Genomic DNA, 26771 nt, shown 5'->3' on the forward strand with positions numbered 1-26771 from the left:
TTCATCGGAGTGCCTCAGGCCTCAGCCGCGGCGCGGCTTGCGCCCCTTGCTGCCGGGCTTGCCCTTGGCAGCAGCCTTCTTCACCGAGGCCTTGAGCTCCTGGATCGGTGAACGCGCCGCACGCTCGCGCGTGAGCGATGCCATCTCGGTGGCCGAGGGATCGGCCGCCTTCGGCTTGGAGCGGCCACCGCCGCCGCCCCCCTTGCGCGGGCCCTTGCCGGAACCACCGGAGCCATCCTGCGACACGCCCTTGTCCTTGAGCGCGCGGCCCACGAGTTCTTCGCCCTCGCGCACCAGGCGGAAGTCGATCTTGCGGCCGTCGAGGTCCACGCGGCTGACCTGCACCCGCACCCGTGCGCCGATGGCGTAGCGGATGCCGGTGCGCTCGCCGCGCAGTTCCTGGCGCGCCTCGTCGAACTTGTAGTACTCGCCACCGAGTTCGGTGATGTGCACCAGGCCTTCGACGTACATGGCATCGAGCGTGACGAAGATGCCGAAGCTCGTCGCCGCGCTGACCACGCCGCTGTACTCCTCGCCCAGGTGCTCGCGCATGTACTTGCACTTGAGCCAGGCCTCCACGTCGCGGCTGGCCTCGTCGGCGCGGCGTTCGTTGGCGCTGCAGTGCAGGCCCGCGGCCTCCCAGGCCTGGACCTCGCGGCTCGGGGGCTTCACGTCCTTGCGCGGCTTCATGCCGGGCGCGGCGACGCGCGAGGCCAGGCGCTTGGCCAGCTTGGCATGGGCCTCGCCCGGCGTGGGCAGCGAAGGCAGCTTGTACTGCGTCTTGCCCAGGATGGCCTTGATCACGCGGTGCACCAGCAGGTCGGGGTAGCGCCGGATGGGGCTGGTGAAGTGGGTATACGCCTCGAATGCCAGGCCGAAGTGGCCGCTGTTGACGGGCGTGTAGATGGCCTGCTGCATGGAGCGCAGCAGCATGGCGTGGATCTGCTGGGCGTCGGGCCGGTCCTTGGTGGCCTCGGCGATGGCCTGGAACTCCGAGGGCTTGGGATCGTCGCCGATGGTCATGCCCACGGCCATGGCCTTGAGGTAGTTGCGCAGGATCTCCTGCTTCTCTGGCGTGGGGCCTTCGTGCACGCGGAACAGGCCGGGCTGGCCGCCCTGGGCGATGAAATCGGCGCTGCAGACGTTGGCGGCCAGCATGGCCTCCTCGATCAGCTTGTGCGCATCGTTGCGGGTGCGCGGCACGATCTTCTCGATGCGGCCGTTCTCGTCGCAGATGATCTGCGTCTCGGTGGTCTCGAAGTCCACCGCGCCGCGCTGGCGGCGTGCCACCAGCAGCGCACGGTACACGTCATGCAGGTTGAGCAGGTCGGGGATCCGCTCCTTGCGCTTGCTGGCCTCGGGCCCGCGCGTGTTGGCCAGGATGGCCGCCACCTCGGTGTAGGTGAAGCGGGCATGGCTGTGCATCACGGCCGGGTAGAACTGGTAGGCATGCACCTCGCCCTTGGCGTTGACCAGCATGTCGCAGACCATGCACAGGCGCTCGACATCGGGGTTGAGCGAGCACAGGCCGTTGGACAGCTTCTCGGGCAGCATGGGGATCACGCGGCGCGGGAAGTACACGCTGGTGGCGCGGTCGTACGCATCGATGTCGATGGCGCTGCCGGTCTCCACATAGTTGCTCACGTCGGCGATGGCCACCAGCAGGCGCCAGCCCTTGCCGCGGCCCACGCGCGCAGGCTCGCAGTACACGGCATCGTCGAAGTCGCGCGCGTCCTCGCCGTCGATGGTGACCAGGGGCACGTCGGTCAGGTCGACGCGGCGCTTCTTGTCCTGCGCGCGCACCTTGTCGGGCAGCTCCTTGGCCTGGGCCAGGCACTCGGCCGAGAACTCGTGCGGCACGCCGTACTTGCGCACCGCGATCTCGATCTCCATGCCCGGGTCATCGACCTCGCCGAGCACTTCGGTGATGCGGCCCACGGGCTGGCCGAACAGGGCCGGCGGTTCGGTCAGTTCGACCACCACCACCTGGCCGGGCTTGGCGGCGCCAGTGGCGCCCTTGGGGATCAATACATCCTGGCCATAGCGCTTGTCTTCGGGTGCGACCAGCCACACGCCGCTTTCCTGCAGCAGGCGGCCGATGATGGGCTGGGGCGGGCGCTCGATGATCTCGACCACGCGGCCTTCGGGACGGCCGCGGCGGTCCTGGCGCACGATGCGCACGCGCACGCGGTCCTTGTGCAGCACGGCACGCATCTCGTTGGGGGGGATGTAGATGTCGCCTTCGCCGTCATCACGCACGACGAAACCATGGCCATCACGGTGCCCCTGCACGCTTCCTTCAATTTCGTCCGACAAATGTGCAGCGGTAGCGCCGGGGGTGGATTTTTTGATATACAATCTGAGTCTTTCCTGAAATGCCCAGGTGGCGGAATTGGTAGACGCACTAGTTTCAGGTACTAGCGAGTAACATCGTGGAGGTTCGAGTCCTCTCCTGGGCACCAAGTTTAACGAGAACCGGTGATGGTTTTCAAAATATCGAAGCCGCTGTACCCACAGCGGCTTTTTTATTTTCCGCCCTGCCCCTTGCGGCATCGTCGCCGCGAGGTGGCACAAGGAACGCAACCGCGGCAATCATGTGACCTCTTCGCGCTCACGTGCGGCACGAGCACCCTCCGGCACCCCACTGCAACCGCTCGCGGCACAGCGCAAGCCACCAACTATTTTCAAAAAAGTGGGCAACTTTCCTGGCGGCCCCAAAAAACGTTCTATAATTCAAATCTGATCTGAAAGCCCAGGTGGCGGAATTGGTAGACGCACTAGTTTCAGGTACTAGCGAGTAACATCGTGGAGGTTCGAGTCCTCTCCTGGGCACCAAACACATAAAAAGCCGTTGCATTCGCAACGGCTTTTTTGTTTTGCGGCGCGACTTGAGGCCCCTCCCCCGCCAAGGCTCGGGCCCTGCACCCAGCCGCTCTGTCGCAGCACCCACCAAAAACAACGCGCCTTCGCAGCCATGCCCGAAGGCATGCACGCGAAGGCGCGCCATGCAAGCGCACGGGGCCGCAGCCCCGCACCCTCTTGCTTGCTACTTGCGCAGCAGGTTCTTCAGCACGTTTTGCAGACGGCGGGCCGTGGCCGCATCGCTGGCGCTGGCCAGCACGCGGGCGGCATCCTGGCCCCAGGTCTGGTCGGGTGCCGGGTCATTGCGGCGCGTGAGCAGTTGCAGTTGCAGCAGGCGGCGTGCAGAGATGTGCTCGGCCGGTGTAGGAACCTCGGCCGCCATCTCCAGGCGCAGCAGGGCTTCGGCGGCATCGCCCTTGGGCGCGGCCGTCAGGGCCTGCGTCCAGGCCGTGCGCACGGCCGGCGTCACGCGGCCACCCAGGTCCTGCGTGCTCGGCACCTGCGCCGCATCGCGCTTTTCCCAGGCCGACAGCAGTTGCGTGAGCGCCTCGCCATGGGCCTGCGCCGCCAGCTTCTTGAGCGCCAGCTGGGCATGCTCCATGGCGTCGCGCTGGGCGCGGAAGGCCGTGTCACCCAGGCGCGGGCCACGGTCTTCATAGGCTGGGCGGTCACCGAAGCGGCCACCGCGGTCACCGCCACGGTCTGCACCGCGATCGCCAGGACGGCCATCGCGCGGGCCGCCACGGCCTGCTGCATCACCGCGGCCGCCATCGCGGCGCTCGCCAGGGCGTCCACCACGGCCTGGGGCCGCAGGCGCATCCTTCTTCATGCCGGGGCGGTCGTCGCCACGCACGGCCACCACGGGGCGGGCAGGCTTGGGCGGTGCTGCCGGAGCAGCAGCCGCTTCGCCACCTTCTTCGGCCGCGGGCGCCTCGCCATCGCCGGCTGCAGGGGCGGCCTCATCGGCCTGCGCCACCGACGCGGCAGCACTTTGCTCGCTCTTCTGCGCGGAGGCAGCCGCCTCGGCGGCCTGGGCCTGGCCGCGCAGAGCAGCTTCGAGCGCCTGCACGGCAGCGCGGATCTGCTGCGCATCGCCGGTGGCGTTGGCGGCTTCCAGGGCCTTGGAGGCATCGAGCACCACGCGGTCGCGCGCGCTCAGCTCGGTCACGGCCTTTTCGCGGTCGGCCGACTTGCGGTTGAAGGCTTCGTCGATGGGCTTGCGGAACGCGTCCCACAGCTTCTGCTCGTGCTTGCGGTCCAGTGGCACGGTCTGTGCCTCGGCCTGCCAGCGCTGCTGCAGCGCCTTGACGGCGTCGATGCGCAGCGCAGGCGCAGCACCCAGGGCCACGGCCTCGTCGATCATCGCGTGGCGGCGGGCCAGGCTGTCCTTCTGGGCGGCTTCGAGCGGGGCCGCAGCGCCGGCGATGGCCTGCTTCCACAGCGGCTGCAGCTCGGCAAAGATCTTCTCGCCCACATGGCCGCCTTCGCGCCAGCGGTCACCAAACTGGTACAGCGCACGGTTGATGGCCTTCCAGTCGCCCGAGGTGGCATGCTCCTGCGTCCAGGCCTTGACCTCTTCGATCAGCGCCAGGCGCTGGGCCTTGTGCTCGGCGGCATCGGCGCGGATCTTGTCGAGCCAGGCCTCCACGACCTTGTGCGCGGCATTGCAGGCCTCGTCGAATTTCTTCCACAGGCCGTGGTTGGGCGCACCGCCCTGGTCGGACTGCTTCCATTGCTCGCGCAGCGCGCGCAGGGTTTCCTGCATCTTGCGGCCACCCAGGGCCTGGCCCTCGGGGCGGTTGAGCAGGCCTTCGGCCTTGGCCACAAGGTCCTCGCGCACCTGGTCGGCGCCCCAGCGCTGCCAGCCTTCGAGCTCGCCGGCAGCCACCAGGGCGGTGTGCACCTGCTGCTCCAGCGCGGCATCGATGTGCTTGCCGTGGTTCTTGAGCACGGCGCGCAGCGCGGCGGCAGCGCCGGCGCTGGCCTTGCCATGGCCTTCGGCGGTTTCCTTCTCGAGCACCACCAGGGCGTCGCGCACGGCCTGCACAGCCTTGTCGCGCACTTCGGGGTCGACCTTGGGCTTGTTCGGCGCGCGGGCCGGCTTGGCCGCAGCACCCGGTGCAGCCGCTGCGGCGGCGGCCGCCTCGGTGGGCAGGCCACGGGCCACGCGCAGTTCGTCAGCCCACACGGGCACGGGAGGCAGGGGGGCATTGGCGTCTTCCGCGGCCGCCGCGGCCTGGGCCACGGCTGGCTGGAAGGCGTCCCACACCACCAGCAGCTGCGTGCGCGAGGCATCGAGCAGCGGCGGGAAGCGCGCCTCCACACTGGCCCAGCTGGCATCACCGGTCAGCTCCTGGGCCTGTTCCTGCCAGCGGGCCACGTCGGCGCGCAGCAGCTCCAGCGCCGCATGCGCGTCGCGCCAGGGCTTGGTGGAGAGCACTTCGATGCGCTGCGCAAGCAGCACGGCGGCCTCGCGCTGCACCTGCACGCGGTGCTGCAGGTCTTCGATGACCTTCACCCGGTCGGCGACCTGCACCTTGAGCAGGGACAGCGGCTCGCGCGACAGCGGCGCACCGGCCTTGGCCGCGTCGCGCTGCCATGCCAGGGCATCGGCGATGTTGAGCTTGGGCGCAGCCAGCAGGGCCTGGGCCTTTTCGGCCCATTCGGCGGCAATGGCTTCCTGGCCTTTGGCACGGCGGATCTCGTCGAGACGTTCGCGCACGGCACGGGCGGCGCCCTTGTCGCGGCCGCTCAGCTCCTTGAACACTTCCTGCAATTGCTCTTGCGCCGGCTGCGTGGCCAGCCAGTCGCGGATGCGGGAGGCGCGCTCGCCCGAGGTGGCGGCAGAGAAGGCGCCGCCGGTCAGTGCATCCAGGGGATGCGCCTCTTGGGTCTTGGCCGGGGCCGGATTCACTTCAGGTGCGTCGGACATTTTGTTGCGGGAAAAAAATGGAAACATGGATCCAATGGATTACGAACGGCCATCCCTGCATCCGGGCGGACGCGCAAGGCCACCGGGGCTCGCGCCGACCCAAAGCAGGTACATGGCAGAAAACGGGCTATTTTCACCGGGTTCGTGCAGGCGGGCCACCAGCCGTCCTGGCCATGAATCCTCTGGGGAGTCCTCTGTCCAGGGCCACCCGGTGCGCGGGCATCTGCACCCTGCTTCGCAGGGTTGCGGTGTCTCAGGGGGGCCTGTGCCCACTCTGGGAATTGCCCCCATTATCTATATATATGCGGCAAGGGCCCATTCAATGCCTTGAGGCAGTTCAATGCCGGACCATTGGGGCCCGCTGGCAGACACTGCGCAGGCGCCTGCAAAGGCCTGCGCGCCCGCGCTGGAACCACGGCACGAAGCCAGGCGCCCGCCCACAAACGAGAAAGCCCGGGGGACTTTCCGAAGTGGACAGTCTCCCGGGCTTGACGGCTGACACAACGGTCTTTGCCATCGTTTCGCAAGGCGGAGATGAAGGTCCACCATGCGAGGAGGCAAGGTATTGCCTCCAGGGGGTGCCGTGGAAGTTTCATCTGCTGCACCGCGGCACTGAATGCCCATCGGTGGGAGAGTTCGCTTCGTCTGGCGATGCCTGAAATCAACAGGCAGCTGAACCTTACCAAAGTCGGCAGCCAACCTCAACCCGGTTTTGCAATGGCGCGGTAAAAGCCGATTGAATTTGACACATGGACGTCACCGGCCTGTGATCGGCCGGGCCGCCGCTTCGGGCGAAAAACAGCAAAACCCTGTGTTTTCTAACAGATTTTTCATTCCATTTTAATCTAACGATTGATTTTGTTAGTATTGACTAGGTATTTGGTGACCTCCTAGAATCCGCCAGCCTCAAAAATGGCTAGTAAAAACCCCAACCCGCTGCCGAACCCGGCTAAGTCAACTCACGGCCTTTCTTGCTTTTTGCAGGCCCTGAAATTGATGGCGTACCAATCCAGGTGATACGCCTGATCCTGCCAACCACCCGTGGTGGCAGGGCCTCAGGGAAGCGCCCCAGAAAGGAAGAGCTATGACAGCGTCAGGAAAAATCGTCTCCGGCGTGCGAACTTTCGCAGCCGATGTGACCGAAGGTTTTCTTGAAATCACCCACAGCAGCTTCGCCCTCATCGGGCTGACCGTTGCATTCGTCGTAATCGCATTGACCGCCCGGCCCGACCTGCGCCAGGCCGGAGAAGAAAGGCTCATGAACTGGCTGCAGGCGCGCCAGGTCGCTGTGCTGGGCATGCCCATCGAACCCGAAGCGAGCGAGCGCGCCACCGCCGGCAACCCCAAGGACCTGCCCAAGGAACAGGCAGCCGTGGCGTTCTGGCTGAGCAAGAAGTACCGCGTGGCCCCCGAGCCGCTCGCCGTGCTGGTGGCCGAGGCCTATGAACTCGGCGCCCGCAACAAGCTCGACCCGACCCTGATCCTGGCGATCATGGCCATCGAGTCGAACTTCAATCCGTTCGCGCAAAGCGCCGTCGGAGCCCAGGGCCTGATGCAGGTGATGACGACCGTGCACACCGAGAAGTACCAGAACTTCGGCGGCCACTTCGCGGCCTTCGACCCCGTGACCAACCTGCGCGTGGGCGTGAAGGTGCTGCAGGAATGCATCGCCCGCGCCGGCTCGCTCGAAGGCGGCCTGCGCTACTACGTGGGCGCTGCCAACCTGCCCGACGACGGCGGCTACACCGCCAAGGTGCTGGCCGAGCACTTCCGCCTGCGCCAGGTGGCCGGCGGTCGCGCCCTGCCGACCAACCCGCCCCCGACCCTGTCCACGCAGGCGCCGGTGCAATCGGTTCCCGCCTCGGCCAAGCTGCCGGCCTCCGCCTCGCCCGCCAACGGTGGCAGCAGCGACAAGGTGGCCCTGCTCTCGCAGCCCTCCTGAGCGCACGGCCACGGGCCGCCCTGCTGGAGCGGCGGCCCTGCCTGGGATACACTACGCAGGTACGCAACTGGCGATAGGCGCAGCCCCGCAACCGGGTTGCCGCTGACGTGGAAACCGACAAGGGCTTGCCTCTTGTGAACCACTGGGGAGCGTGCCGCACGGGTGTCATGCCCGCCGCGTTCAGCCGTTCGCCTGGGCAGCCCTTGTTTCAAGGGACACAAGTTCATAGGACTGCCACACCATGTACGACCGCAATATTCTTGTCGAACAAGCCGACCCCGAACTCTTTGCCGCCATCACGGCCGAGAACGCCCGCCAAGAGCACCACATCGAGCTGATCGCCAGCGAGAACTACGCCTCCCCCGCCGTGATGTGGGCCCAGGGCACCCAGCTGACCAACAAGTACGCCGAAGGCTACCCCGGCAAGCGCTACTACGGTGGCTGCGAGCACGTGGACGTGGCCGAGCAACTGGCCATCGACCGCGTCAAGAAGATCTTCGGCGCCGATGCCGCCAACGTGCAGCCGCATTGCGGTGCCTCGGCCAACGAGGCCGTGTTCCTGGCCTTCCTCAAGCCCGGCGACACCATCATGGGCATGAGCCTGGCCGAAGGCGGCCACCTGACGCATGGCATGCCGCTGAACATGTCGGGCAAGTGGTTCAACGTGGTCTCCTACGGCCTCGACGCCAATGAAGTGCTGGACTACGACGCCATGGAGAAGAAGGCGCACGAGACCAAGCCCAAGCTCATCATCGCCGGTGCCTCGGCCTACAGCCTGCACATCGACTTCGCACGCTTTGCCAAGGTGGCCAAGGACGTGGGCGCGATCTTCATGGTGGACATGGCCCACTACGCCGGCCTGATCGCCGCGGGCGTGTACCCCAACCCCGTGCCCCATGCCGACGTGGTCACCAGCACCACGCACAAGAGCCTGCGCGGCCCGCGCGGCGGCATCATCCTGATGAAGGCCGAGCACGAGAAGGCCATCAACAGCGCCATCTTCCCCGGCCTGCAAGGCGGCCCGCTGATGCACGTGATCGCGGCCAAGGCCGTGGCCTTCAAGGAAGCACTGCAACCCGACTTCAAGGCCTACCAGGAGCAGGTGATCAAGAACGCCCAGGTCGTGGCCGAAACGCTGACCGCCCGCGGCCTGCGCATCGTCTCCGGCGGCACGCAAAGCCACGTGATGCTGGTCGACCTGCGCGCCAAGGGCATCACCGGCAAGGAAGCCGAGGCCGTGCTGGGCTCCGCCCACATGACCATCAACAAGAACGCCATCCCCAACGACCCTGAAAAGCCGATGGTGACCAGCGGCGTGCGCATCGGCACCCCGGCAATGACCACGCGCGGCTTCAAGGAAGAAGAAGCGCGCATCACCGCCAACCTGATCGCCGACGTGCTGGACAACCCGCGCGACGAGGCCAACATCGCCGCCGTGCGCGCCAAGGTCAATGCGCTGACGGCCCGCTTCCCGGTCTACGGCTGATCCCGCCCCGCCATGAAGTGCCCTTTTTGCAGCCACCAGGAAACGCAGGTCGTCGAAACCCGGGTGTCTGAAGAAGGGGACTTCATCCGCCGCCGGCGCCAGTGCGGTGCCTGCGACAAGCGCTTTACCACCTACGAGCGGCCGGAAGTGAACTTCCCGGCCATCGTCAAGAAGGACGGCCGGCGCATCGAGTACGAGCGCGGCAAGCTGCTCGGCTCGTTCAACCTGGCGCTGCGCAAGCGCCCCGTGAGCACCACGCAGATCGACAGCGCCATCGAGCGCATCGAGGAAAAGCTGCTCAACCTGGGCCAGCGCGAAGTGCTCTCCAGCCGCATCGGCGAACTGGTGATGCGCGAGCTCAAAAAGCTCGACAAGATCGCCTACATCCGCTTTGCCAGCGTGTACCGCAGCTTCGAGGACATCGACGACTTCCGCGCCATGGTCGACGAGGTCCGCAAGTAGCCACAGCGCCCGTCGGCAGCGACTGCAGACTTTGCCCGCCTGCGTGACAATGGCCAGGTGAAGACCCGCCATTTTTTGCAGCTGGTGCTGCTGTCTGCCCTGTGGGGCGCCTCCTTCCTTTTTATCCGTGTCGCGAGCCCCGTGCTCGGGCCCAATGTCATGGCCGCGCTGCGCATCGGCCTGGCCACGCTTACGCTGATGTTCATCATGCGCGTGGCCGGCGAGCGCTGGCCCTGGCGCCACTGGCGCGAGCTGCTCGGGCTCGGTGCGCTCACGGTGGCCATCCCCTTCCTGCTGTACTCCTGGGCGGCGCTGTACCTGCCCGCGGGCTACAGCTCGCTGCTCAACACCATGGCCGTGCCGTTCAGCGTGATCGCCGCAGCCTGGCTCAAGGAGGACACGCTGAGTGCGCGCAAGTGGCTGGGCTGCCTCTGCGGCTTTGCCGGCGTGGCGCTCATCGTGCAGCTGGGCCCGGTCACGCCCACACCCGCCCTGATCATTGCCGCCCTGGCGTGCATGACGGCATCGGCCTGCTACGGCGTCTCCACCCCCTGGATGAAGCGCGCCACCACGCGCATGCCGCCGCTGGCGATTGCGGCCGGCATCCACGGCACGGCCCTGGTCATGCTGCTGCCTGGCGCGGCGTGGAGCCTGCCCGAGGCACGGTTCACGCCCACGGCCCTGGCCGCCGTGGCCGTCATGGGCATCGTCACCTCGGGCCTGGCCTACTGGCTCAACCTGCGCGTGCTCAGCCAGGTCTCGCCCGTGGCGGCCATGAGCAGTGCCTTCATGATCCCGCTGTTCGGGGTGGCCTGGGGCCACCTGTTCCTGGGCGAGGCCCTGGGCCCGGGCATGCTCTGGGGCGGCCTGCTGGTGCTGGTGGCCACAGGGCTGGTGACGGGCTTCAACCCGCTGCGCTGGCTGGGCGCCAGCGTGTCGCGCTCGTAGGCGATCACCTACAGGCCTGTTCGCCCGGGTCCGGGGCAGCAAAGGGCGCTGGCTGCCGACAATGAAGGCATGGACCCGCAGCCGCAGCCGACCGTCGCCACCGCCCTCCCCACCCACCGTGCCCCGCTGCAGCCCGAGCAGCCGCCACCCCAGCATGCCTGGCAGTTCTTTCGCGCCGGCGGCGTGGACCAGGTCATCATCCAGAGCGGCGAGGACATCGCCCACCTGGCCGAGCTGGACCAGAAACTCTGGGTAGCCCTGGCCTGCCCCACCCGCGGCATCGAGTTCGACGAGCGCACGCTGGACCTGATCGACACCGACAAGGATGGCCGCATCCGCCCGCCCGAACTGCTGGCGGCCTGCGCCTGGGCCTGCGCGCAGCTGCGCAGCGCGGACGAGCTGGCACACCCTGGCGACACGCTGGAGATCAACGCCATCGACGACGGCACAGAAGAAGGCGCCGCGCTGGCCGCGGAGGCCAGGCGCCTGTTGGCCATGGCCGGCCGGCCCGAGGCCACGGCGATTGCGCTGGCCGACGTGCTCGAACGCAGCCAGCAGCTCAGTGGCATGCGTTTCAACGGCGACGGCATCATCACCGTGGACACCGCGGGCAAGGACGACAGCGTGGCCCGCGAGGCCATCGCCCACATCATCACCACCCACGGCAGCATTCCGCCCGCCACCGACAAGCAGTTGCTCGGCATCGACCGCCAGCGTGCCGAGGCGTTCTTTGCAGAACTTGGGCAGCTCAGGGCCTGGGCCGCCCAGGCGCGCGGCGCCACCACCGGCCTGGCCCTGGGCGACCGCACGCTGGCCGCCACCGAGGCCATGAACGCCGTGGCGGCCAAGGTGGAGGACTTCTTTGCCCGCACCCGCCTGGCCGCCTACGACCCGCGTGCCGCCACAGCACTGAACCCCTCGCTCGACGGCTACAGCGCCATGGCGGGCCAGGACCTGGGCCTGGCCTCGCCAGCCATCACCACCCTGCCCCTGGCCCCCATCACCCCCGGGGGCACCCTGCCCCTGCGGCACGGCGTGAACCCGGCCTGGGCCAAGGCCCTGCGCAACTTCCGCGAGCGCACGGTGGAGCCCCTGCTGGCGCGCAGCAACGCCGAAAGCCTCACGCAGGACGAATGGCAACTGATCCAGAAATCGCTGGCCCCCTGCCAGCAATGGCTGGCCGACCGCCCCGCCACCCGCCTCGACACGCTGGACGAAGACGTGCGCGAGGCCTTGCTCGCGGGTGATGCCGAGCAGCGCGTGATGGCCCTGATCGGCGAAGACGAAGCCGAGCAGGCCCACAACGAGCAGGCCCTGGGGCTGGAGAAACTGCTGCGTTTCAAGCGCGACCTGCTGGAGCTGCTCAACAATTTTGTCTCGTTCTCGGCCTTCTACCAGCGCCGGGGCGCCATCTTCCAGGCCGGCACCCTGTACCTGGATGCGCGCAGCTGCGACCTGGTGGTGCAGGTGCCCGACGCTGCGCGCCACGCCAAGCTGGCCGGCCTGGCCAAGACCTACCTGGCCTACTGCGACTGCACGCGCAAGGGCCAGAAGATGGGCATCGTGGCGGCCTTCACCGCGGGCGACGTGGATTTCCTCTTCGTGGGCCGCAATGGCGTGTTCTACGACCGCGATGGCAAGGACTGGGATGCGACCATCACCCGCATCATCGAGAACCCCACGAGCATCCGCCAGGCCTTCTTCTCGCCCTACAAGAAGTTCGTGCGCATGGTCGAGGAGCAGGTGGCCAAGCGTGCATCGGCCAGCGATGCGCGCGCGCAGAAGTCACTGGGCACGGCCGCCAGCACCCTGGCCAGCACCGATCTCAAGACGGTGGGCACCAACGCCAGCAGCGTGACCGTGCCCGGTACCCCGCGCCGCACCGACGTGGGCACGGTGGCGGCCATCGGCGTGGCGCTGGGCAGCATCAGCGCGGTGCTGGTGGGCATCTTCGGCAAGTTCGTGGACCTGGGGGTGTGGATCCCCCTGGCCCTCATCGGCATCGTGCTCGCGATCTCGGGGCCGAGCATGCTGATCGCCTGGCTCAAGCTGCGCCAGCGCAGCCTGGGGCCGATCCTGGATGCCAGTGGCTGGGCGATCAATGGGCGCATGCGGGTGAACACGCGGTTGGGCGGTTCCCTGTCGCAGGTGGCCAAGGTGCCGGCCAATGCACGGCGCATGCTCGATGATCCGTTTGCGGAGTCCCAAAGCCCTGTGTGGGTGGCTCTGGGCGTGTTGGTTGCAGTGGTTGTGGTGGGGTTTGCGGCTTGGCGGGCGCATTGGCTGGATCGGTGGGTGCCGCAGGTGACGGTGACGCCGCCTGTCGCGGCACCGGCGGCTGGGGCCAGTGATGCGACGCCGGCTGCTTCGGCGGCTTCGGCGGCTTCGCTGGCGCGTTGAGTTCAGCGCTTCTTTCGCCTCTTGTGCCTGGATTGAGGGCGGGAGCCGGGATTTGCGCCCGGCGGCGCACCCACCTTCTTTTGCGTCGCCAAAAGAAGGTGGGCCAAGAAAAGGCGACCCCCAGTCTGCGTCCCTTCGCTTCGCTGCGGGCAACCTGCGATGCTCGGTCCTGGGGTGGCGTCGCAGAACTCGCTGCGTTCTTCGAACTCCGCTCAAACAGCTGCGACGAGCTAGACAACGAAGTGCGTGTGTCCTTCGGCACACGCACCCACCCCAGGCCCTGCGCTTCTCGGCGCAGCCAGAAGGGGTGGGGAGCGGGGTCAGGGACGGCTGCTGCCGCGCAGCTACGCCGGGTGTCGGTTACGCGCTGCGCGCTGCCGACGATTGGGGTGCGATCGTCCTGGCGAACCGAGCGCAGCGAAGGACCACAAGCCGAGCGAAGCAATGGCCCGTGTAGAGCCCGCTCCCCACCCCTTCTGACCGTGCCGAGAAGCGCAGGGCCTGGGGTGAGCGCGTGCCGAAGGACACGCGCATCGTTGTCTGGCTTGCCGCAGCTGTTTGAACGGAGTTCACCCGCAGGGGGAACGTAGTGAGTTCTGCGGCACACCCCAGGACCGAGCATCGCAGGCTGCCCCCTCGTACGCAGTGCGAGGGGGACACGGGCAGCGGGGTCGCCTTCTCTTTGGTGACTTTCTCTTGGCGACGCAAGAGAAAGTTACTGCGCCGCCGGGCGCACATCCCGGCCTTCGCCCTCAACCAAAGCACGCAGCAACCACAATCGACGAAACAAGCTCACCCCCGCACCGCCCCCCGAAGCAAATCCGCCACCTTCATCCTCTCCAACCCCGCACAGCTCCAGAACGACCCCAGACTCTCCACCCGCTCCAACAGCAACTTCTCCACCAGCGGCTCGGCCGAAGTAGCCAAAGGATCCACCAGCAGCAGGTACCGCGGCTCAGCCACATCCGCCGCATCGGGGTCGCTGGTGGCATCGTTGATCTGCCCGACCCAATCGAGAGACAGCAGCGCATCGAGCACAGGCTCGAGCTGCAGCACATCGAGCCGCAGCAACAGCGCCAGCTCGCTCGCACGCAAGCCCTTTTGCGCATGGCGCCGCGCCAGGTACAGCTCCTGCAGCACCTCCACCGCGAGCTGGAAGTTCCAGCCCGCCACGGTGCCCCGCCGGGCCACGCCGGCCAGCAGGCTGGGCAGGTAGGCGGTCACCACCGCACCCAGCAGCACGATGACCCAGGCCACATAGATCCAGACCAGCAGGATGGGCAGGGTGGCGAACGCGCCGTACACCACCGAATAGGTCGGCACATTGCTCAGGTAGATCGCCAGCACCCGCTTGGCCAGCTCGATGCAGACCGACACGAACAGGCCGCCGGCCCAGGCGTGGCGCCATTTCACGGGGGTGTTGGGCACGTAGTGGTACAGCGCCGCCATGCAGCCGGCCAGCACGAAGAACTGGATCGAATCGAACAGCAGCTGCACGCCGCTGGGCAGCGCCTTCACCAGCCCGCCCGATGCCGACATGACGTACGAGGTGACGGCCAGGCTCACGCCCAGCAGCAGCGGGCCCAGGGTGATCACGGCCCAGTAGATCAGCACGCGCTGGCCCAGGGGGCGCAGGCGGCGCACGCGCCAGATGTCGTTGAGCGTGCGGTCCATGGTGAGGATCAGGGCCAGCGCCGTGGCCAGCAGGATGCTGAAGCCCGCCACCCCCAGGCTGCTGGCCTTGGCCGCGAACTGGGTGAGGTAGCCCAGCACCTGGCGCGAGATGCTGTCGGGCACCAGGCTGTCGACCAGCCAGCGCTGCAGCACGTCCTGCACCTTGCCGAAGATGGGGAACGCGGTGAACACCGCCAGCGCCACCACGAAGAAAGGCACCAGCGCCAGCGTGGTCGTGAAGGTCAGGCTGCTGGCTGTCAGGCCCAGGTGGTCCTCGCGAAAGCGCTCGCGCAGGGTCAGGGCCGTCGTTTTCCAGGGGAAATGCGACAGCTGCGTGATCAGCGCTTCGATGCGCAAGGCTACAGTCTGCAAGGTCAAGGGCATGGCCGATATGATCCTAGGCCCGGAAAGGGGCCACAGGGGGTGCGAAAACGCTGCATCGCAATGAATGCGGGCAGGCGACATACACCGCGCATTGTGGGCCCAAGTACGCGGCGGGCCGCAAGCACAATGACAAGGGATTGCCCACCAAGCCCGCCCATCGCACCCGGACCCTCCGAACGTTTTTGAGCCTCTGCGCCACCATCCACCGACTGCCACTGCTGCACCACCACCGATGACCGCTCCCCTTCCCGTCTCCGACCACGCCATCGCTGCCACCCGCTGGGCCGCCACGGGCAGCGTGATGGCACTGATCGTGCTGTGCCTGGCCTGGGAGCTGGTGCTGGCCCCCGTGCGCCCCGGTGGCTCGTGGATCGCCCTGAAGGCGCTGCCGCTGTGCATTCCGCTGGCCGGCCTGCTCAAGAACCGCATGTACACCTACCGCTGGGTGAGCCTGGTGATCTGGCTGTACTTCACCGAAGGCGTGGTGCGCGGCTGGGGTGACAAGCCGCCCTCGCAGTGGCTGGCCTGGGCCGAGGTGCTGCTGTGCCTGGTGCTCTTCACGGCCTGCACGCTGCACGTGCGGCTGCGCCAGCGCAACGCCAAGGCCATGGCCATGGCAGCCGCCAGAGAATCACAGGAAGGGCAGCAGGCGCTGTCCTCACCCGCCACCTGACACGGTACAAGCCCCACCCGACAATCCACCATCACGCTGCAATCAATGCCCTGGCGCCCGCCCCGGCAGCAGCCCTGACCGCTGTAGACGAAAGGCCAACGACATGACCACCACCCTCCTCGACACCCTGCGCACCCTGGTCGGCCCGGCCCATGTGCTGACCGACGGCGACCTGACCGCCTGGGAGCAGGACTGGCGCCGTCGCGTGCGCGGCAAGGCCCTGGCCGTGGTGCGCCCCGCCAGCACGCAGGAAGTGGCCGCCGTGGTCAAGGCCTGCGCCGCGGCCGGCACGGCCATCGTGCCGCAGGGTGGCAACACCGGCTTGGCGGTGGGCTCCACGCCCGACGACAGCGGCACGCAGATCGTGCTGAGCCTCACGCGCATGAACGCCGTGCGCAGCGTCGACACCGACAACCTCACCATGACGGTGGAGGCCGGCTGCATCCTGCAGAACCTGCAGGACGTGGCGCAGAACGCGGGCGTGTTGTTCCCCCTGTCGCTCGCGGCCGAGGGCAGCTGCACCATCGGTGGCAACCTGGGCACCAATGCCGGCGGCACGCAGGTGGTGCGCTACGGCAATGCGCGCGACCTGTGCCTGGGCCTGGAAGTCGTCACCGCCCAGGGCGAGGTCTGGGACGGCCTCAAGGGCCTGCGCAAGGACAACACCGGCTACGACCTGCGCGACCTGTTCATCGGCAGCGAAGGCACGCTGGGCATCATCACCGCCGCCACGCTCAAGCTTTACCCCGAGCCCGCCGCACGCCTCACGGCCTGGGCGGCCGTGCCCTCCATGGAGCACGCCGTGGCCCTGCTGGGCCTGGCGCACAAGCACCTGGGTGCGGGCCTCACGGGCTTCGAGGTCATGGGCCAGTTTGCGCTGAGCCTGGTGGGCAAGCACATGCCACAGCTGCGCGTGCCCTTCCTGGGTGACGAGAACGCGCCCTGGTGCGTGCTGCTCGAAAACTCCGACAGCGAATCCGAAGAGCACGCCCGCGGCCGCTTCGAGGCACTGCTGGAGACGGCGTTCGAGGCCAGCTGCGTGACCGACGCCGTGGTCGCCGAGAACCTCGCGCAGGCCCAGCAGCTGTGGCACATCCGCGAGAACATCCCGCTGGCGCAGGCCGAAGAGGGCCTGAACATCAAGCACGACATCTCGATCCAGATCTCGCGCATCCCTGCCTTCGTGGCCCACACCGACGCCGTGCTGCGCCGCGAGATCCCGGGCGTGCGCCTGGTCAACTTCGGCCACCTGGGCGACGGCAACCTGCACTACAACGTGCAGGCGCCCGTGGAAGGCGATCCCAAGGCCTTCCTGCGCGACCACGAAGAGCATGTGCACCAGTTGGTGTACGACGCGGTGGCCGAGTTCGGCGGCTCCTTCTCGGCCGAGCACGGCATCGGCGAGCTCAAGGCCGACAAGCTCGAAAAGTACCAGTCGCCCGTGGCGCTGTCGATGATGCGCGCCGTCAAGCAGGCGCTGGACCCACAGGGCATCATGAACCCCGGGCGCGTGCTCAACCGCTGACTGGAGCACCTCGCATGGCGACCCCAGTGAACGTCCGCCCCGTCACGGCGAGTGACTACGCTGCATGGCGCCCGCTCTGGGACGGCTACAACGCCTTCTACGGCCGCTTTGGCGCCACCGCCCTGCCCGAGCACATCACAGCGAACACCTGGCAGCGCTTGCTCGACCCCTCCGAGCCGGTGCACTGCCTGGTGGCCGAAGAGGAAGCCAGCAGCGGCGCCCTGCTGGGCCTGACCCACTACCTGTACCACCGCAGCATGACGCGCATCGAACCGGTCTGCTACCTGAGCGACCTGTTCACCCGCGAGGCCGCGCGCGGGCGTGGCGTCGGCCGCCTGCTGATCGACGCCGTGTACGAACAGGCCCGTTCGGCCGGCTCGTCGCGCGTGTACTGGCAGACGCAGGAGGGCAATGCGGCAGGTCGCGCGCTGTACGACAAGGTGGCCAAACACCACGGCTTCATCGTCTACGCGAAAGAGCTTTGACGGGCCTGCTGTCCTGCCTCCAAACGTAAGCCCTGCAAGCGACAGAAAAACCTTTCAACATTACGGCCCGCAAGGCCAAAACAGGCCCGCCACGGTGGTCCAATCAGCGCCCTTTTCGCTGCTTTGACACCCTGTTTTGAATCTGCTTTTTTCCTGGCCCCGCGCCGCGCGTGGGGCCACGGCCCTGGCGCTGGTCCTTGGCGCCGTCGCCCCTTCCCTCGCCCGCACTCCCTCCACCTTTCTCGACAGCATCCCCGGCCTGCGCAGCACGCAGCCCACGGGCTTCGGGCATTGCCCGCAGTTTTTCGCGGGCGGCAAGCCGCCGCCCGCGCCGCGCCGCGCCTTGCAGCGCGAGCTGTGCTATGAGGCCTTTGCCGTGCTGCACAGCGGCGAGACGCGCACACCGGTCTACGTGGCCCAGCGCCTGAACCGCCAGGTGCTGGAGGGCGCGGACGAAAAACGCGCCGACAAGTTCTTTGCCGACGCCCGCCTGCCCCGCGGCGAACGCGCCGAGCTCGACGACTACAAGCGCTCGGGCTACAGCCGCGGGCACATGGCACCGGCGGCGGACATGTCCACCCCCACGGCCATGGCGCAGAGCTTCTCGCTGGCCAACATGGTGCCGCAGGACCCCAAGCAGAACGGCGGCCCCTGGGCCCGCATCGAGCAGGACACGCGGCGCTATGTGCTGCGTGCCCGGGGCGACGTGTACGTGATCACCGGCCCGGTCTTCACCGCCGAGAGTCCCACCATCGGTGGCAACCGGGTGCGCGTGCCGGCCTACCTGTTCAAGCTGGTGTACGACGCCAGCACGCAGCGCGCCTGGGCGCACTGGCAGGCCAACCGCGCGGGCGAGCGGGCAGGCCCGCCCATCAGCTACCAGGAGCTGGTGAAGAGGACGGGGGTGGAGTTTCTGCCGGCCCTGGCGGCGGCGCACTGACGGGCGCCGTCCGCAGACCGGGAGGGGCGAGGGAGGAGCGAGGAAGGAGCGGCATAGCGGCCAACAAAAACCGCATCTGCAAACTCGCATTCCTTCGTTGGAGGCGCTGGCCTGCCTGCGCAGAATGACACGGGTCGGTGCCAACAGGGGAACCAGGCGCCGGCCCCTTCGTCTCTCCTCCCAACGCAAGGACTTCACCATGTCACTGCTTCGCCACCCCGAACTCCTGGCGCCCCGTGCGCTGTCCGTGCTGCGCATCATCTCGGCCTTCCTGCTCATCCAGCACGGCTCGGCCAAGCTGCTGGGCTTTCCGCACGTTGCGTACTTCGACAACCTGCAGATCGTCTCCCTGCTCGGCCTGGCCGGCATCCTGGAGCTGGTGGGCGGGGTGCTGCTGCTCGTGGGCCTGTTCACGCGGCCCACGGCCTTCGTGCTCTCGGGCCTCACGGCATTCGCCTACTTCATCGGCCATGCCACCAAGGGACATGTGCTGGCGCCTTCGCTCAACCAGGGCGAGGCCGCCGTGCTGTTCTCCTTCGTGTTCCTGTACATCGCGGCCGCTGGCGCAGGGCCCTGGAGCATCGATGCGCGCCGCACCAGGGTGCCCACGCAGGCACCGCTGCCCGTAAGCGCCTGAGCCCCCACGCCCCCCGCGCTCACTCGGTTGATTTGGCTATATGCAACTGACGCAAAAGTCGTTCCATTGCGGCCACCCGCTTCCGACAATCGCGCCACACCGCTTGCCTGCGACGACGACGAACCTGGAGCCTGCGCCATGCTGCCCGTGACCACCGAAGACATCGACCTCAGTCCGCCCGACGGCGCCTTCTGGAAGGCGCTGCGCAACCTGGCCATCAGTGCGCTCGTGGTGTGCGCGGTCGCGCTGATCGCGGGCTTTCTGGTCGCCACCTCCGCCCAGGCACAGCCGGTGCAGCCAGGCAGCCCGGGCACGGCGGCCCGCGCCTGAATCCAGACCCCTCGCCATGGCCCGCGACGACGCTCTTCTTCCACCGGCATCACCCGCAGCGCAGGCACGCCGCGTGCTGGCCCTGACGGCGCAGGCCTGGGGCGTGGCACCAGACTCCCCCGCGGCACTGGCACGCCGCGCGCCGCACGGCCATGTGCGCACGCGGGTGCTGCGGCGCACAGAGGCCCAGGTGGCGGCTGCAGCGCAGGCGGCACGCGCCTCCCTGGCGGCCTCCTTGCCCCGCCCTCTTCTGGCGCATTCATGGTGAGCGGCCCCTTGCGGCGCACGCCCTGGCGCAACCTACCTCCACCCCTTTGACCCACAAGGCACACCCCATGTCATCCAGCATCAAGGCCATCAACGTCCGCAACCAGTTCCGCGGCAAGATCCGCGAGATCATCCGCGGCTCCGTCGTCTCCGAGGTCGACGTCGAGACGCCTTACGGCATCGTCACCTCCGTCATCACCACACGCTCGGTCGATGAGCTCTCGCTCGTGGTGGGCTCGGAGGTGGTGGCCCTGGTCAAGTCGACCGAAGTCTCCATCGCCAAACTCTGAGGCGGCGGCGGCACCCGCCACGCCCTCGTTCCAGTCTGCGCCCGCACTCCCTTCCAGGGGGTGGCGGGCGCGGTCGTTGCTCCACTGCCCACCATGACCACTCCCCGTCCCCAGATGCACCTCGGTGCCTTCTTCTTTGGCGTAGGCCACCACCTGGCCGCCTGGCGCCACCCCGACGTGGACCCGGCTGCGGCCGGCCGCATCGAGTCGCTCAAGGAATGGACGCGCATCGCCGAGGCCGCCAAGTTCGACGCCATCTTCTTCGCCGACAACGTGGGCCTGCCCGGCCCGCCGGACGAGGTGGTGGCCAAGAACGCCCTGTGGTATCCGCTCGATCCGCTCATCAGCCTGGCGGCGCTGTCGCAGTCCACCACGCACATCGGCCTGGTGGCCACGGTGTCTTCCACCTACCTGCCGCCCTACCACCTGGCGCGCAAGTACGCGTCACTGGACCAGGTGAGCGGCGGGCGCAGCGGCTGGAACCTGGTCACCTCGGGCAGCGATTTCGAGGCGCGCGCCTTCGGACTGGAGCAGCAGCTCGCGCATGCGCACCGCTATGCCCGGGCGCACGAGTACGTGAAGATCGTCAAGGGCCTGTGGGACACCTGGGAGGACGAGGCCTTCATCCACGACAAGGCGGCCAACCGCTTCTTCGACCCGGCCCGCTTGCACCGCGTGGCCCACACGGGCGAGCACTACAAGGTGCACGGCGGCCTGCAGACGCCGCGCGCGCCCCAGGGCTACCCGGTACTGGTGCAAGCCGGCTCCTCGGGCGATGGGCAGGACCTGGCCGCCGCCACGGCCGAGGTGGTGTTCACCGCGCAGCAGAGTGCGGCCGAGGCACGGGCCTTCTACAGCGGCCTCAAGGCACGGCTGCCCGCCCATGGCCGCACGCCCGAGCAGCTCAAGATCCTGCCCGGCATCTCGCCCTTCGTCGGGCGCACGCAGCAGGAGGCGCAGGACAAGTTCGATCAGTTGCAGGGCCTGATCGACCCGGTGCTGGGCGTGGGCCTGCTCTCCACCTTCCTGGGCAATGTGGACCTGTCGGGCTACGACATCGACGGACCGTTTCCGAACGACCTGCCGGTGACCGAGGGCTGGCGGAGCCGCCAGGAACTCTTCGAGGGCATGGCCCGGCGCGAGAACCTGTCCATCCGCCAGCTCTACGAGAAGGTGGCCGGCGCGCGCGGGCACTGGACCATCGTCGGCACGCCCGAATCCATTGCCGACCAGCTCGAGCACTGGTTCACCACCGGCGCGGCCGATGGCTTCAACGTGCTGGCACCCACCCTGCCGCACGGCCTCAAGGACTTTGCCGAGCTGGTGATCCCCGAGCTGCAGCGCCGCGGCCTGTTCCGCACCGAGTACCAGGGCCGCACGCTGCGCGAGCACCTGGGCCTGGCGCGGCCGGCGCACCCTGCGGTGCGGCGGCTTGCATAGATGAATTGGTTGTTAGGTATGCACGATTCATTCGTTCCCGCACACCCGGCTCGGCCCTAGAGTCTGCCGCTTGGACCAACGAACGAACGACTGAACAGGGAAACGACATGGCAGGATGGGGCAAGGAACAAGACACAGGCCTGGTGGCACGGGCAACGAACACGCAGGCACGGCAAGCCGCACAGCGCACCCGGCCTTCGCTGGTCCGGCGCACCCTCGCGCTGGCAGCCGCCACTCTGCTCGGCCTGGCGCCCCTGGCCGCGCAGGCCGAGGGCAAGATCAGCATTGCGCAGCAGTTCGGCATCGGTTACCTGATCCTGGACGTGGTGCGCGACCAGCAGCTCATCGAAAAGCATGGCAAGCAGCAGGGCCTGGATGTGCAGGTGGAGTGGGCCGCCATCTCGGGCGCCACGGGCATGAACGAGGCGCTGCTGGCCGGGTCGCTGGACGTGGTGTCCGCCGGCGTGCCGCCCATGCTCACGCTGTGGGACCGCACGCGCGGCAAGCAGAATGTGAAGGCCGTGGCGGCGCTGGGCTCGCTGCCCAACTACCTGCTGACCAACAGCCCCACGGTCAAGACCTTGAAGGACCTGGGCGAGAAGGACCGCATTGCTGTGCCAGCTGCGGGCGTGGGCTTCCAGTCGCGCACGCTGCAGATCGAGACGGCGCGCGTGTTCGGCAAGGACGACTTCAAGCGCTTCGACAAGATCTCGGTGAGCCTGCCGCACCCGGAGGCCACGGCCGCGCTGATCGCGGGTGCCACCGAGATCAACACGCACTTCTCGAGCGCGCCGTTCTACTACCAGGCCCTGGCCGCCAACAAGAACGTCCGCAAGCTCATCAGTTCCTACGACATCCTGGGTGGGCCGGCCACGTTCAACGTGCTCTACACCACGCAGAAGTTCCACGACGAGAACCCCAAGACCTACAAGGCGTTCTACGCCGCGCTGGTCGAGGCCGCGCAGATCATCAAGGCCGACAAGGCCAAGGCCGCCGACATCTTCATCCGCGTGCAGAAGTCCAAGCTCGCGCCCGAGCTGGTGCGCAAGATCGTGGAAGACCCGGAGAACGATTTCACCGTGTCGCCGCACCGCACCTTCGTCTATGCCGACGAGCTGGAAAAGCTCGGCGTGCTCAAGAACAAGGCCGCCTCGTGGAAGGACTATTTCTTCGAAGAGGCCTACGCGCAGCCCGGGTCCTGAGGCGGGACACCACCGTGCGGGTCTGGTAAGGTCCGCGCCCATGTCCACACCGCCCCTTCATCCTTCCACGCCGGCCCTGGCGGCATCGCTGATCGACGATCCGTTCTACCAGGCCGTCACCATCGATTTCGCGCACGATGCGGCTGCGCGCCTCGCGGTGCTGCAGCACTACCTGGACTGCGCCGTGCGCGAGGCGCAGCATGGCGGCCTGTGCCACACGCCCGACGATCCGCGCCTGGGCATGGCCATCTGGAGCCTGCCCCGTCCACCTGAAGCCGAAGCGGCCAGCGCACGCGCCAAGGAGGCGCAGCTAGCGGCCGTGCTGGGCCCGCGCGGCATGGACAACTACCACCGGATCATTGCCTTCATGGGCCCGCGCGCCAGCGGCGCCGAGCTGGCGGGCGCCTGGTACCTGTCGATCCTGGGCATCGCCCCTGCCGCCCAGGGCCAGGGGCTCGGCGCCCGGCTGCTGGCGCCCGCGCTGGCCTCGGCAGACCAGGCAGGCGCGGCTTGCTACCTGGAGACGTTTTCCGCACGCAACGAAAGCTTCTACGCCCGGATGGGGTTCCGCGCCCTGGCCTCGCACCTGGAGCCCGTGACAGGCGCCCCCTATACGATCATGCTGCGCGCAGCCCACGGGTAGGGGGACCCGGGGTCATCGCATGGTCATCGTGCACGTCCATGCCTCCATCAGAATAGAGGCTTCAAGGATTGTCACCTGCGCCCCTTCCCATGCACCTGCCTGACCTCTTCCACGCCGTCACCTCGCACCGCGGGGAATTCACCTGCGAGCGGATCAACCACCTGCCGCAACAGACCAAGTCCGTGCACTTTGCCCACACGGCGACCCCGCCCGGCGACAACGCCGGCCTGCCCGCCGTGGGCCGCCTGGCCGAGTTCTACGGCACCTTCGGCAGCGTTCTGTTCTATGTGGATGCCCTGACCGGAGAAGCCGCCAAGCACATCGTGCACCCGAGCCAATGGGCCGTGATGCACGACGATTTCAACGACTGGATCGAGCACCTGGACGACGAAGAGCGCGCGGAGATCCTGCCGCAATGGATAGACCACTGCACGGCCATCGGCGAGAGCCCGCGCACGGGCAACTACATCCTCATGGTGCTGGAGGGCGACGAGGCCGGCAAGGTGTTCGAGTTCGACCACGACGGCTTCGAGTTCATCGAGCGCGCCGACGACCTGGTGGCCTACGCAGAGAACCTGCTCGACCTGGATGCCGGGCTGCTGCTGGACATCGCCTCACACATGCGCTTCATCGAAGCCGACCAGGTGCAGTGGTGGATCCTGGAGATGCTGGACAACCGGGGGAACCGGGTCCGCACGGAGCGCTGAGCGCCTCAGCCCTGCCGCACGGGGTGGGCTGCTGCCCAGTCCTGTGCGGCCTGCCAGCTGGGCGGTACGCAACCACGCTCCTGTACGCACAGGCTGGCGCTGGCCAGGGCATGGTGCAGGGCCTGCTGGTAGGTAGCAGCAGGCAGGGCTGCAATGAAGTCTGCCATGCCGACGGGTGCCAGCGTGCCCTGCTGCGCCTGCGCGCGCAACAGGTAAGCGAGCAGGCCCGCGAGAAAGCTGTCACCAGCACCCACGGTATCGACCACGGCCAGCGGCTCGGCCTCCTTCGCGAACCATTGGCCACCGTCCTCTCCCTGCCGAAGCAGCCAGGCACCCTCGCCGCCCAGCGTCAGCGCCATGAGGCGGGCGCGCGGGTTGGCGGCAAGCAGGTGGCGGGCACGGGCCAGTGGCCCGGTGCCGGACACCTGCAGGTGGTCCAGGTCTTCGTCGCTGGCCTTGATCAGGTGCGCCTCGGCCAGGGCCGCATGCACCTGGGCCCGGTAGGCCGGCAGGTCGGGCATGACGGAAGGGCGCAGGTTGGCGTCCACCACCACGCAGCGGCCGGCCGCGCGCTGGGCCTGCAGCCAGGGCAGGTAGATGGCGGTATCGCGCGCATCCAGGGCCAGGGCGCCGGTGCAGACCACCTGCAGTGCGCCGCCATGGGCGGCACAGGCGGCGCCGAGCCCTGGCGCCGTCACGGTGCGGTCGGCCACACCTTCGCGGTAGAAGGCGTAGTCGGGGTGGCCCTGTTCGGTGAGGTTGACCACGGCCAGCGAGGTGACTTCACCCACAGGGATGGGCTGGGCCAGTTGCACCCCGTCCGCCACCAGCTGCGCCGCGAGTTCACGGCCAAAGCGGTCGCGCGACAGGGGGTTGAGGTACTGCGTGCCCACGCCCTGGCGCGCCAGCGCCCGGCCCAGGTTGTACAGCGCACCGCCCAGGCAGGGCTCGTAGTGGCCGTCGGCACGGCGGATGAGATCGATCAGCGCTTCGCCGGCAATGGCGACCTGCACGGGAGAGGGTGTGGACATGGTTGAAAGAACGAACGGTTCAGAAATGGGGCAGCAGCGCAGGGTACAGAGCCTTGAAGCGCGCATGGCGCTCCTGCAGCAGGGCCTGTTGCGCAGGCTGGGGGGTAAAGCGGGCCTCTGCTGGCAGGCCCAGGCACCACAGGGCTTCGTCGCCACCGCAGGCCATGGCGGCCAGGCGCGCGGCGCCCAGGGCGGCGGCGGCATGGGCACCTTCGGGCCGCTCCAGCGGGCAGCCCAGGCCGCTGGCCAGCAACTGGGCCCAGGCATCGCTGCGGGCACCACCGCCGACCAGGGCGAGGGATGCGTCCGACGATCCCACCGCCTCGCCAGCGGCCGCCTGCATGGCCTGCAGCCCGTCCATGAGGCCGAAGCCCACGCCCTCCATCACGGCGCAGGCCATGTCGGTGGCACCGTGCTCGGCGCGCAGGCCCATGAAGACGCCGGTGGCGGCCGCGTTGTTGTGGGGCGTGCGCTCGCCGCTCAGGTAGGGCAAGAAGATCGGGGCCTGTGCATGGCGCGCCAGATCCATGCCCTGCACGGCGGCGGACAGCTGAGCCTCGGACTGCCTGGTGATGCGGGCCAGCCAGCCAAAGGCACTGGCCGCGCTGAGCATCACAGCCATCTGGTGCCAGCGCCCTGGCAGCGCATGGGCGAACGCATGCACGGCGCTTTCGGTGGCCGGCGCGAACCGCTCGGACACCCGGAACACCACGCCCGAGGTACCCAGCGAGACAAAGCCTTGCCCTGCCTGGCGTGCGCCCACGCCCACCGCGCTGGCGGCGTTGTCGCCGCCGCCGCCGGCCATGACCACACCGGCGGGCAGCCCCCAGCGGGCAGCCACATCGGCGCGCAGCACACCGGTGGCATCGCTGCCCTCGGCCAGGCGCGGCATATGGGCGCGGGTCAGGCCGCAGGCGGCCAGCAGGGTGTCGCTCCAGTCGCGGCGCGCCACGTCCAGCCACAGGGTGCCCGACGCATCGGACATGTCGCTCACCGCATCGCCCGTGAGCTGCAGGCGCAGCCAGTCCTTGGGCAGCAGCACGCTGCGCGTGCGTGCAAAGACCTCGGGCTCGTGCTTGCGCAGCCAGAGCAGCTTGGGCGCCGTGAAGCCGGGCATGGCCAGGTTGCCGGTGATCTCGCGCGAGGTGGGCACAACCTGCTCCAGCTCGGCGCATTCGGCCGCGGCGCGGCCATCGTTCCAGAGGATGGCGGGGCGCAGCACCTCACCCTGCGCGCCCAGCACCACGGCGCCGTGCATGTGGCCCGACAGGCCGATACCGCGCACCTGGGCCCAGGCGGCAGGTGCCTGGGCGCGCAGCTGCGGCACGGCGGCCTCGGTGGCCGCCAGCCAGTGGGCCGGGTGCTGCTCGCTCCAGCCGGGTTGGGGGCGGTGCTGGGGCACGGGGGCATCGGCCACGGCGTGCACCTGCTGGTCCTCTCCCAACAACAGCAGCTTGACACCCGAGGTGCCCAAGTCAATACCCAGGTACATGCACTATTCCTGAAGCAGT

At 68.2% G+C, this 26771-nt stretch carries 22 protein-coding genes, 2 tRNA genes and 1 riboswitch; of the genes, 19 read left to right on the forward strand and 5 right to left on the reverse strand.

All coding sequences use genetic code 11. From position 1 onward, the window contains the following. Positions 1–21: 21 nt before the first annotated feature. Complete coding sequence (gene rnr / locus AC07PA_RS18975; RefSeq protein WP_494606245.1) at positions 22–2358, reverse strand: ribonuclease R; 2337 nt, start codon at positions 2356–2358, stop codon at positions 22–24. Between the two features lie 19 nt (positions 2359–2377). Between rnr and AC07PA_RS18980 the strand changes: the two genes are divergently transcribed. Beyond that, positions 2378–2462, forward strand: a tRNA-Leu gene (locus AC07PA_RS18980). Positions 2463–2750: 288 nt separating this feature from the next. Continuing rightward, positions 2751–2835 (forward strand) — tRNA-Leu (locus AC07PA_RS18985). Positions 2836–3046: 211 nt separating this feature from the next. Here the strand turns inward: AC07PA_RS18985 and AC07PA_RS18990 are convergent. Next, positions 3047–5821 (reverse strand): DUF349 domain-containing protein, encoded by a 2775-nt coding sequence (locus AC07PA_RS18990; RefSeq protein ID WP_494606247.1) that lies wholly within the window; start codon positions 5819–5821, stop codon positions 3047–3049. Between the two features lie 1057 nt (positions 5822–6878). On the opposite strand from AC07PA_RS18990, the gene AC07PA_RS18995 reads away from it, so the two are divergent. From AC07PA_RS18995 to AC07PA_RS19015, 5 genes are all read left to right on the forward strand, one after another. Then, a complete protein-coding gene (locus AC07PA_RS18995) occupies positions 6879–7736 on the forward strand; it encodes a lytic transglycosylase domain-containing protein (protein ID WP_145698053.1) in 858 nt (285 codons plus the stop codon). A 53-nt stretch (positions 7737–7789) separates the two neighbouring features. Next, a riboswitch (ZMP/ZTP riboswitch) is annotated at positions 7790–7941 on the forward strand. Positions 7942–7977: 36 nt separating this feature from the next. Beyond that, complete coding sequence (gene glyA, locus AC07PA_RS19000) at positions 7978–9222, forward strand: serine hydroxymethyltransferase (protein WP_007856648.1); 1245 nt, start codon at positions 7978–7980, stop codon at positions 9220–9222. Positions 9223–9234: 12 nt separating this feature from the next. Next, entirely contained in the window at positions 9235–9684 is a 450-nt protein-coding gene (gene nrdR / locus AC07PA_RS19005) for a transcriptional regulator NrdR (RefSeq protein ID WP_007856647.1), read from the forward strand. A gap of 57 nt (positions 9685–9741) precedes the next feature. Continuing rightward, on the forward strand, positions 9742–10632 hold the full coding sequence (locus AC07PA_RS19010; protein ID WP_494606250.1) for a DMT family transporter: 891 nt from the start codon (positions 9742–9744) through the stop codon (positions 10630–10632). Between the two features lie 69 nt (positions 10633–10701). Further along, complete coding sequence (locus tag AC07PA_RS19015) at positions 10702–13032, forward strand: hypothetical protein (RefSeq protein WP_494606252.1); 2331 nt, start codon at positions 10702–10704, stop codon at positions 13030–13032. Between the two features lie 792 nt (positions 13033–13824). Here the strand turns inward: AC07PA_RS19015 and AC07PA_RS19020 are convergent. After that, positions 13825–15090, reverse strand: coding sequence for a YihY family inner membrane protein (locus AC07PA_RS19020; protein WP_494609995.1), 1266 nt, complete (start codon positions 15088–15090; stop codon positions 13825–13827). Positions 15091–15322: 232 nt separating this feature from the next. On the opposite strand from AC07PA_RS19020, the gene AC07PA_RS19025 reads away from it, so the two are divergent. The 12 genes from AC07PA_RS19025 (at position 15323) to AC07PA_RS19080 (ending at position 24229) form a co-directional block, all read left to right on the forward strand. Then, a complete protein-coding gene (locus tag AC07PA_RS19025) occupies positions 15323–15763 on the forward strand; it encodes a DUF2069 domain-containing protein (protein WP_007859003.1) in 441 nt (146 codons plus the stop codon). 103 nt (positions 15764–15866) lie between these two features. Then, on the forward strand, positions 15867–17288 hold the full coding sequence (locus AC07PA_RS19030; protein ID WP_007859004.1) for an FAD-binding oxidoreductase: 1422 nt from the start codon (positions 15867–15869) through the stop codon (positions 17286–17288). A 14-nt stretch (positions 17289–17302) separates the two neighbouring features. Next, positions 17303–17773, forward strand: coding sequence for a GNAT family N-acetyltransferase (locus AC07PA_RS19035; RefSeq protein ID WP_494609996.1), 471 nt, complete (start codon positions 17303–17305; stop codon positions 17771–17773). A gap of 136 nt (positions 17774–17909) precedes the next feature. Continuing rightward, the gene (locus AC07PA_RS19040; protein ID WP_007859008.1) at positions 17910–18713 is read left to right on the forward strand and encodes a DNA/RNA non-specific endonuclease; all 804 of its coding nucleotides are present in this window, start codon (positions 17910–17912) and stop codon (positions 18711–18713) included. Between the two features lie 199 nt (positions 18714–18912). Beyond that, complete coding sequence (locus AC07PA_RS19045) at positions 18913–19350, forward strand: DoxX family protein (RefSeq protein WP_007859010.1); 438 nt, start codon at positions 18913–18915, stop codon at positions 19348–19350. 138 nt (positions 19351–19488) lie between these two features. Continuing rightward, the gene (locus tag AC07PA_RS19050) at positions 19489–19680 is read left to right on the forward strand and encodes a hypothetical protein (protein WP_007859012.1); all 192 of its coding nucleotides are present in this window, start codon (positions 19489–19491) and stop codon (positions 19678–19680) included. 16 nt (positions 19681–19696) lie between these two features. Then, positions 19697–19948 (forward strand): hypothetical protein, encoded by a 252-nt coding sequence (locus tag AC07PA_RS19055; protein ID WP_494609997.1) that lies wholly within the window; start codon positions 19697–19699, stop codon positions 19946–19948. Positions 19949–20015: 67 nt separating this feature from the next. Continuing rightward, on the forward strand, positions 20016–20237 hold the full coding sequence (locus tag AC07PA_RS19060) for a TOBE domain-containing protein (protein WP_145698063.1): 222 nt from the start codon (positions 20016–20018) through the stop codon (positions 20235–20237). Positions 20238–20330: 93 nt separating this feature from the next. Then, on the forward strand, positions 20331–21677 hold the full coding sequence (locus AC07PA_RS19065; protein ID WP_494609998.1) for an LLM class flavin-dependent oxidoreductase: 1347 nt from the start codon (positions 20331–20333) through the stop codon (positions 21675–21677). 107 nt (positions 21678–21784) lie between these two features. Then, positions 21785–22879, forward strand: coding sequence for an ABC transporter substrate-binding protein (locus AC07PA_RS19070; RefSeq protein ID WP_494609999.1), 1095 nt, complete (start codon positions 21785–21787; stop codon positions 22877–22879). A gap of 40 nt (positions 22880–22919) precedes the next feature. Next, positions 22920–23522, forward strand: a complete 603-nt coding sequence (locus tag AC07PA_RS19075) for a GNAT family N-acetyltransferase (protein ID WP_494610000.1) — start codon at positions 22920–22922, stop codon at positions 23520–23522. Positions 23523–23611: 89 nt separating this feature from the next. Next, the gene (locus AC07PA_RS19080; protein ID WP_494610001.1) at positions 23612–24229 is read left to right on the forward strand and encodes a hypothetical protein; all 618 of its coding nucleotides are present in this window, start codon (positions 23612–23614) and stop codon (positions 24227–24229) included. Between the two features lie 5 nt (positions 24230–24234). Here AC07PA_RS19080 and AC07PA_RS19085 read toward each other — a convergent pair whose 3' ends face one another. Then, positions 24235–25260 (reverse strand): PfkB family carbohydrate kinase, encoded by a 1026-nt coding sequence (locus AC07PA_RS19085; protein WP_494610002.1) that lies wholly within the window; start codon positions 25258–25260, stop codon positions 24235–24237. A gap of 19 nt (positions 25261–25279) precedes the next feature. Then, positions 25280–26752 (reverse strand): xylulokinase, encoded by a 1473-nt coding sequence (gene xylB, locus AC07PA_RS19090; protein ID WP_494610003.1) that lies wholly within the window; start codon positions 26750–26752, stop codon positions 25280–25282. Between the last annotated feature and the right edge of the window lie 19 nt (positions 26753–26771).

The sequence above is a fragment of the Acidovorax sp. GW821-FHT09B03 genome, from assembly GCF_059418305.1.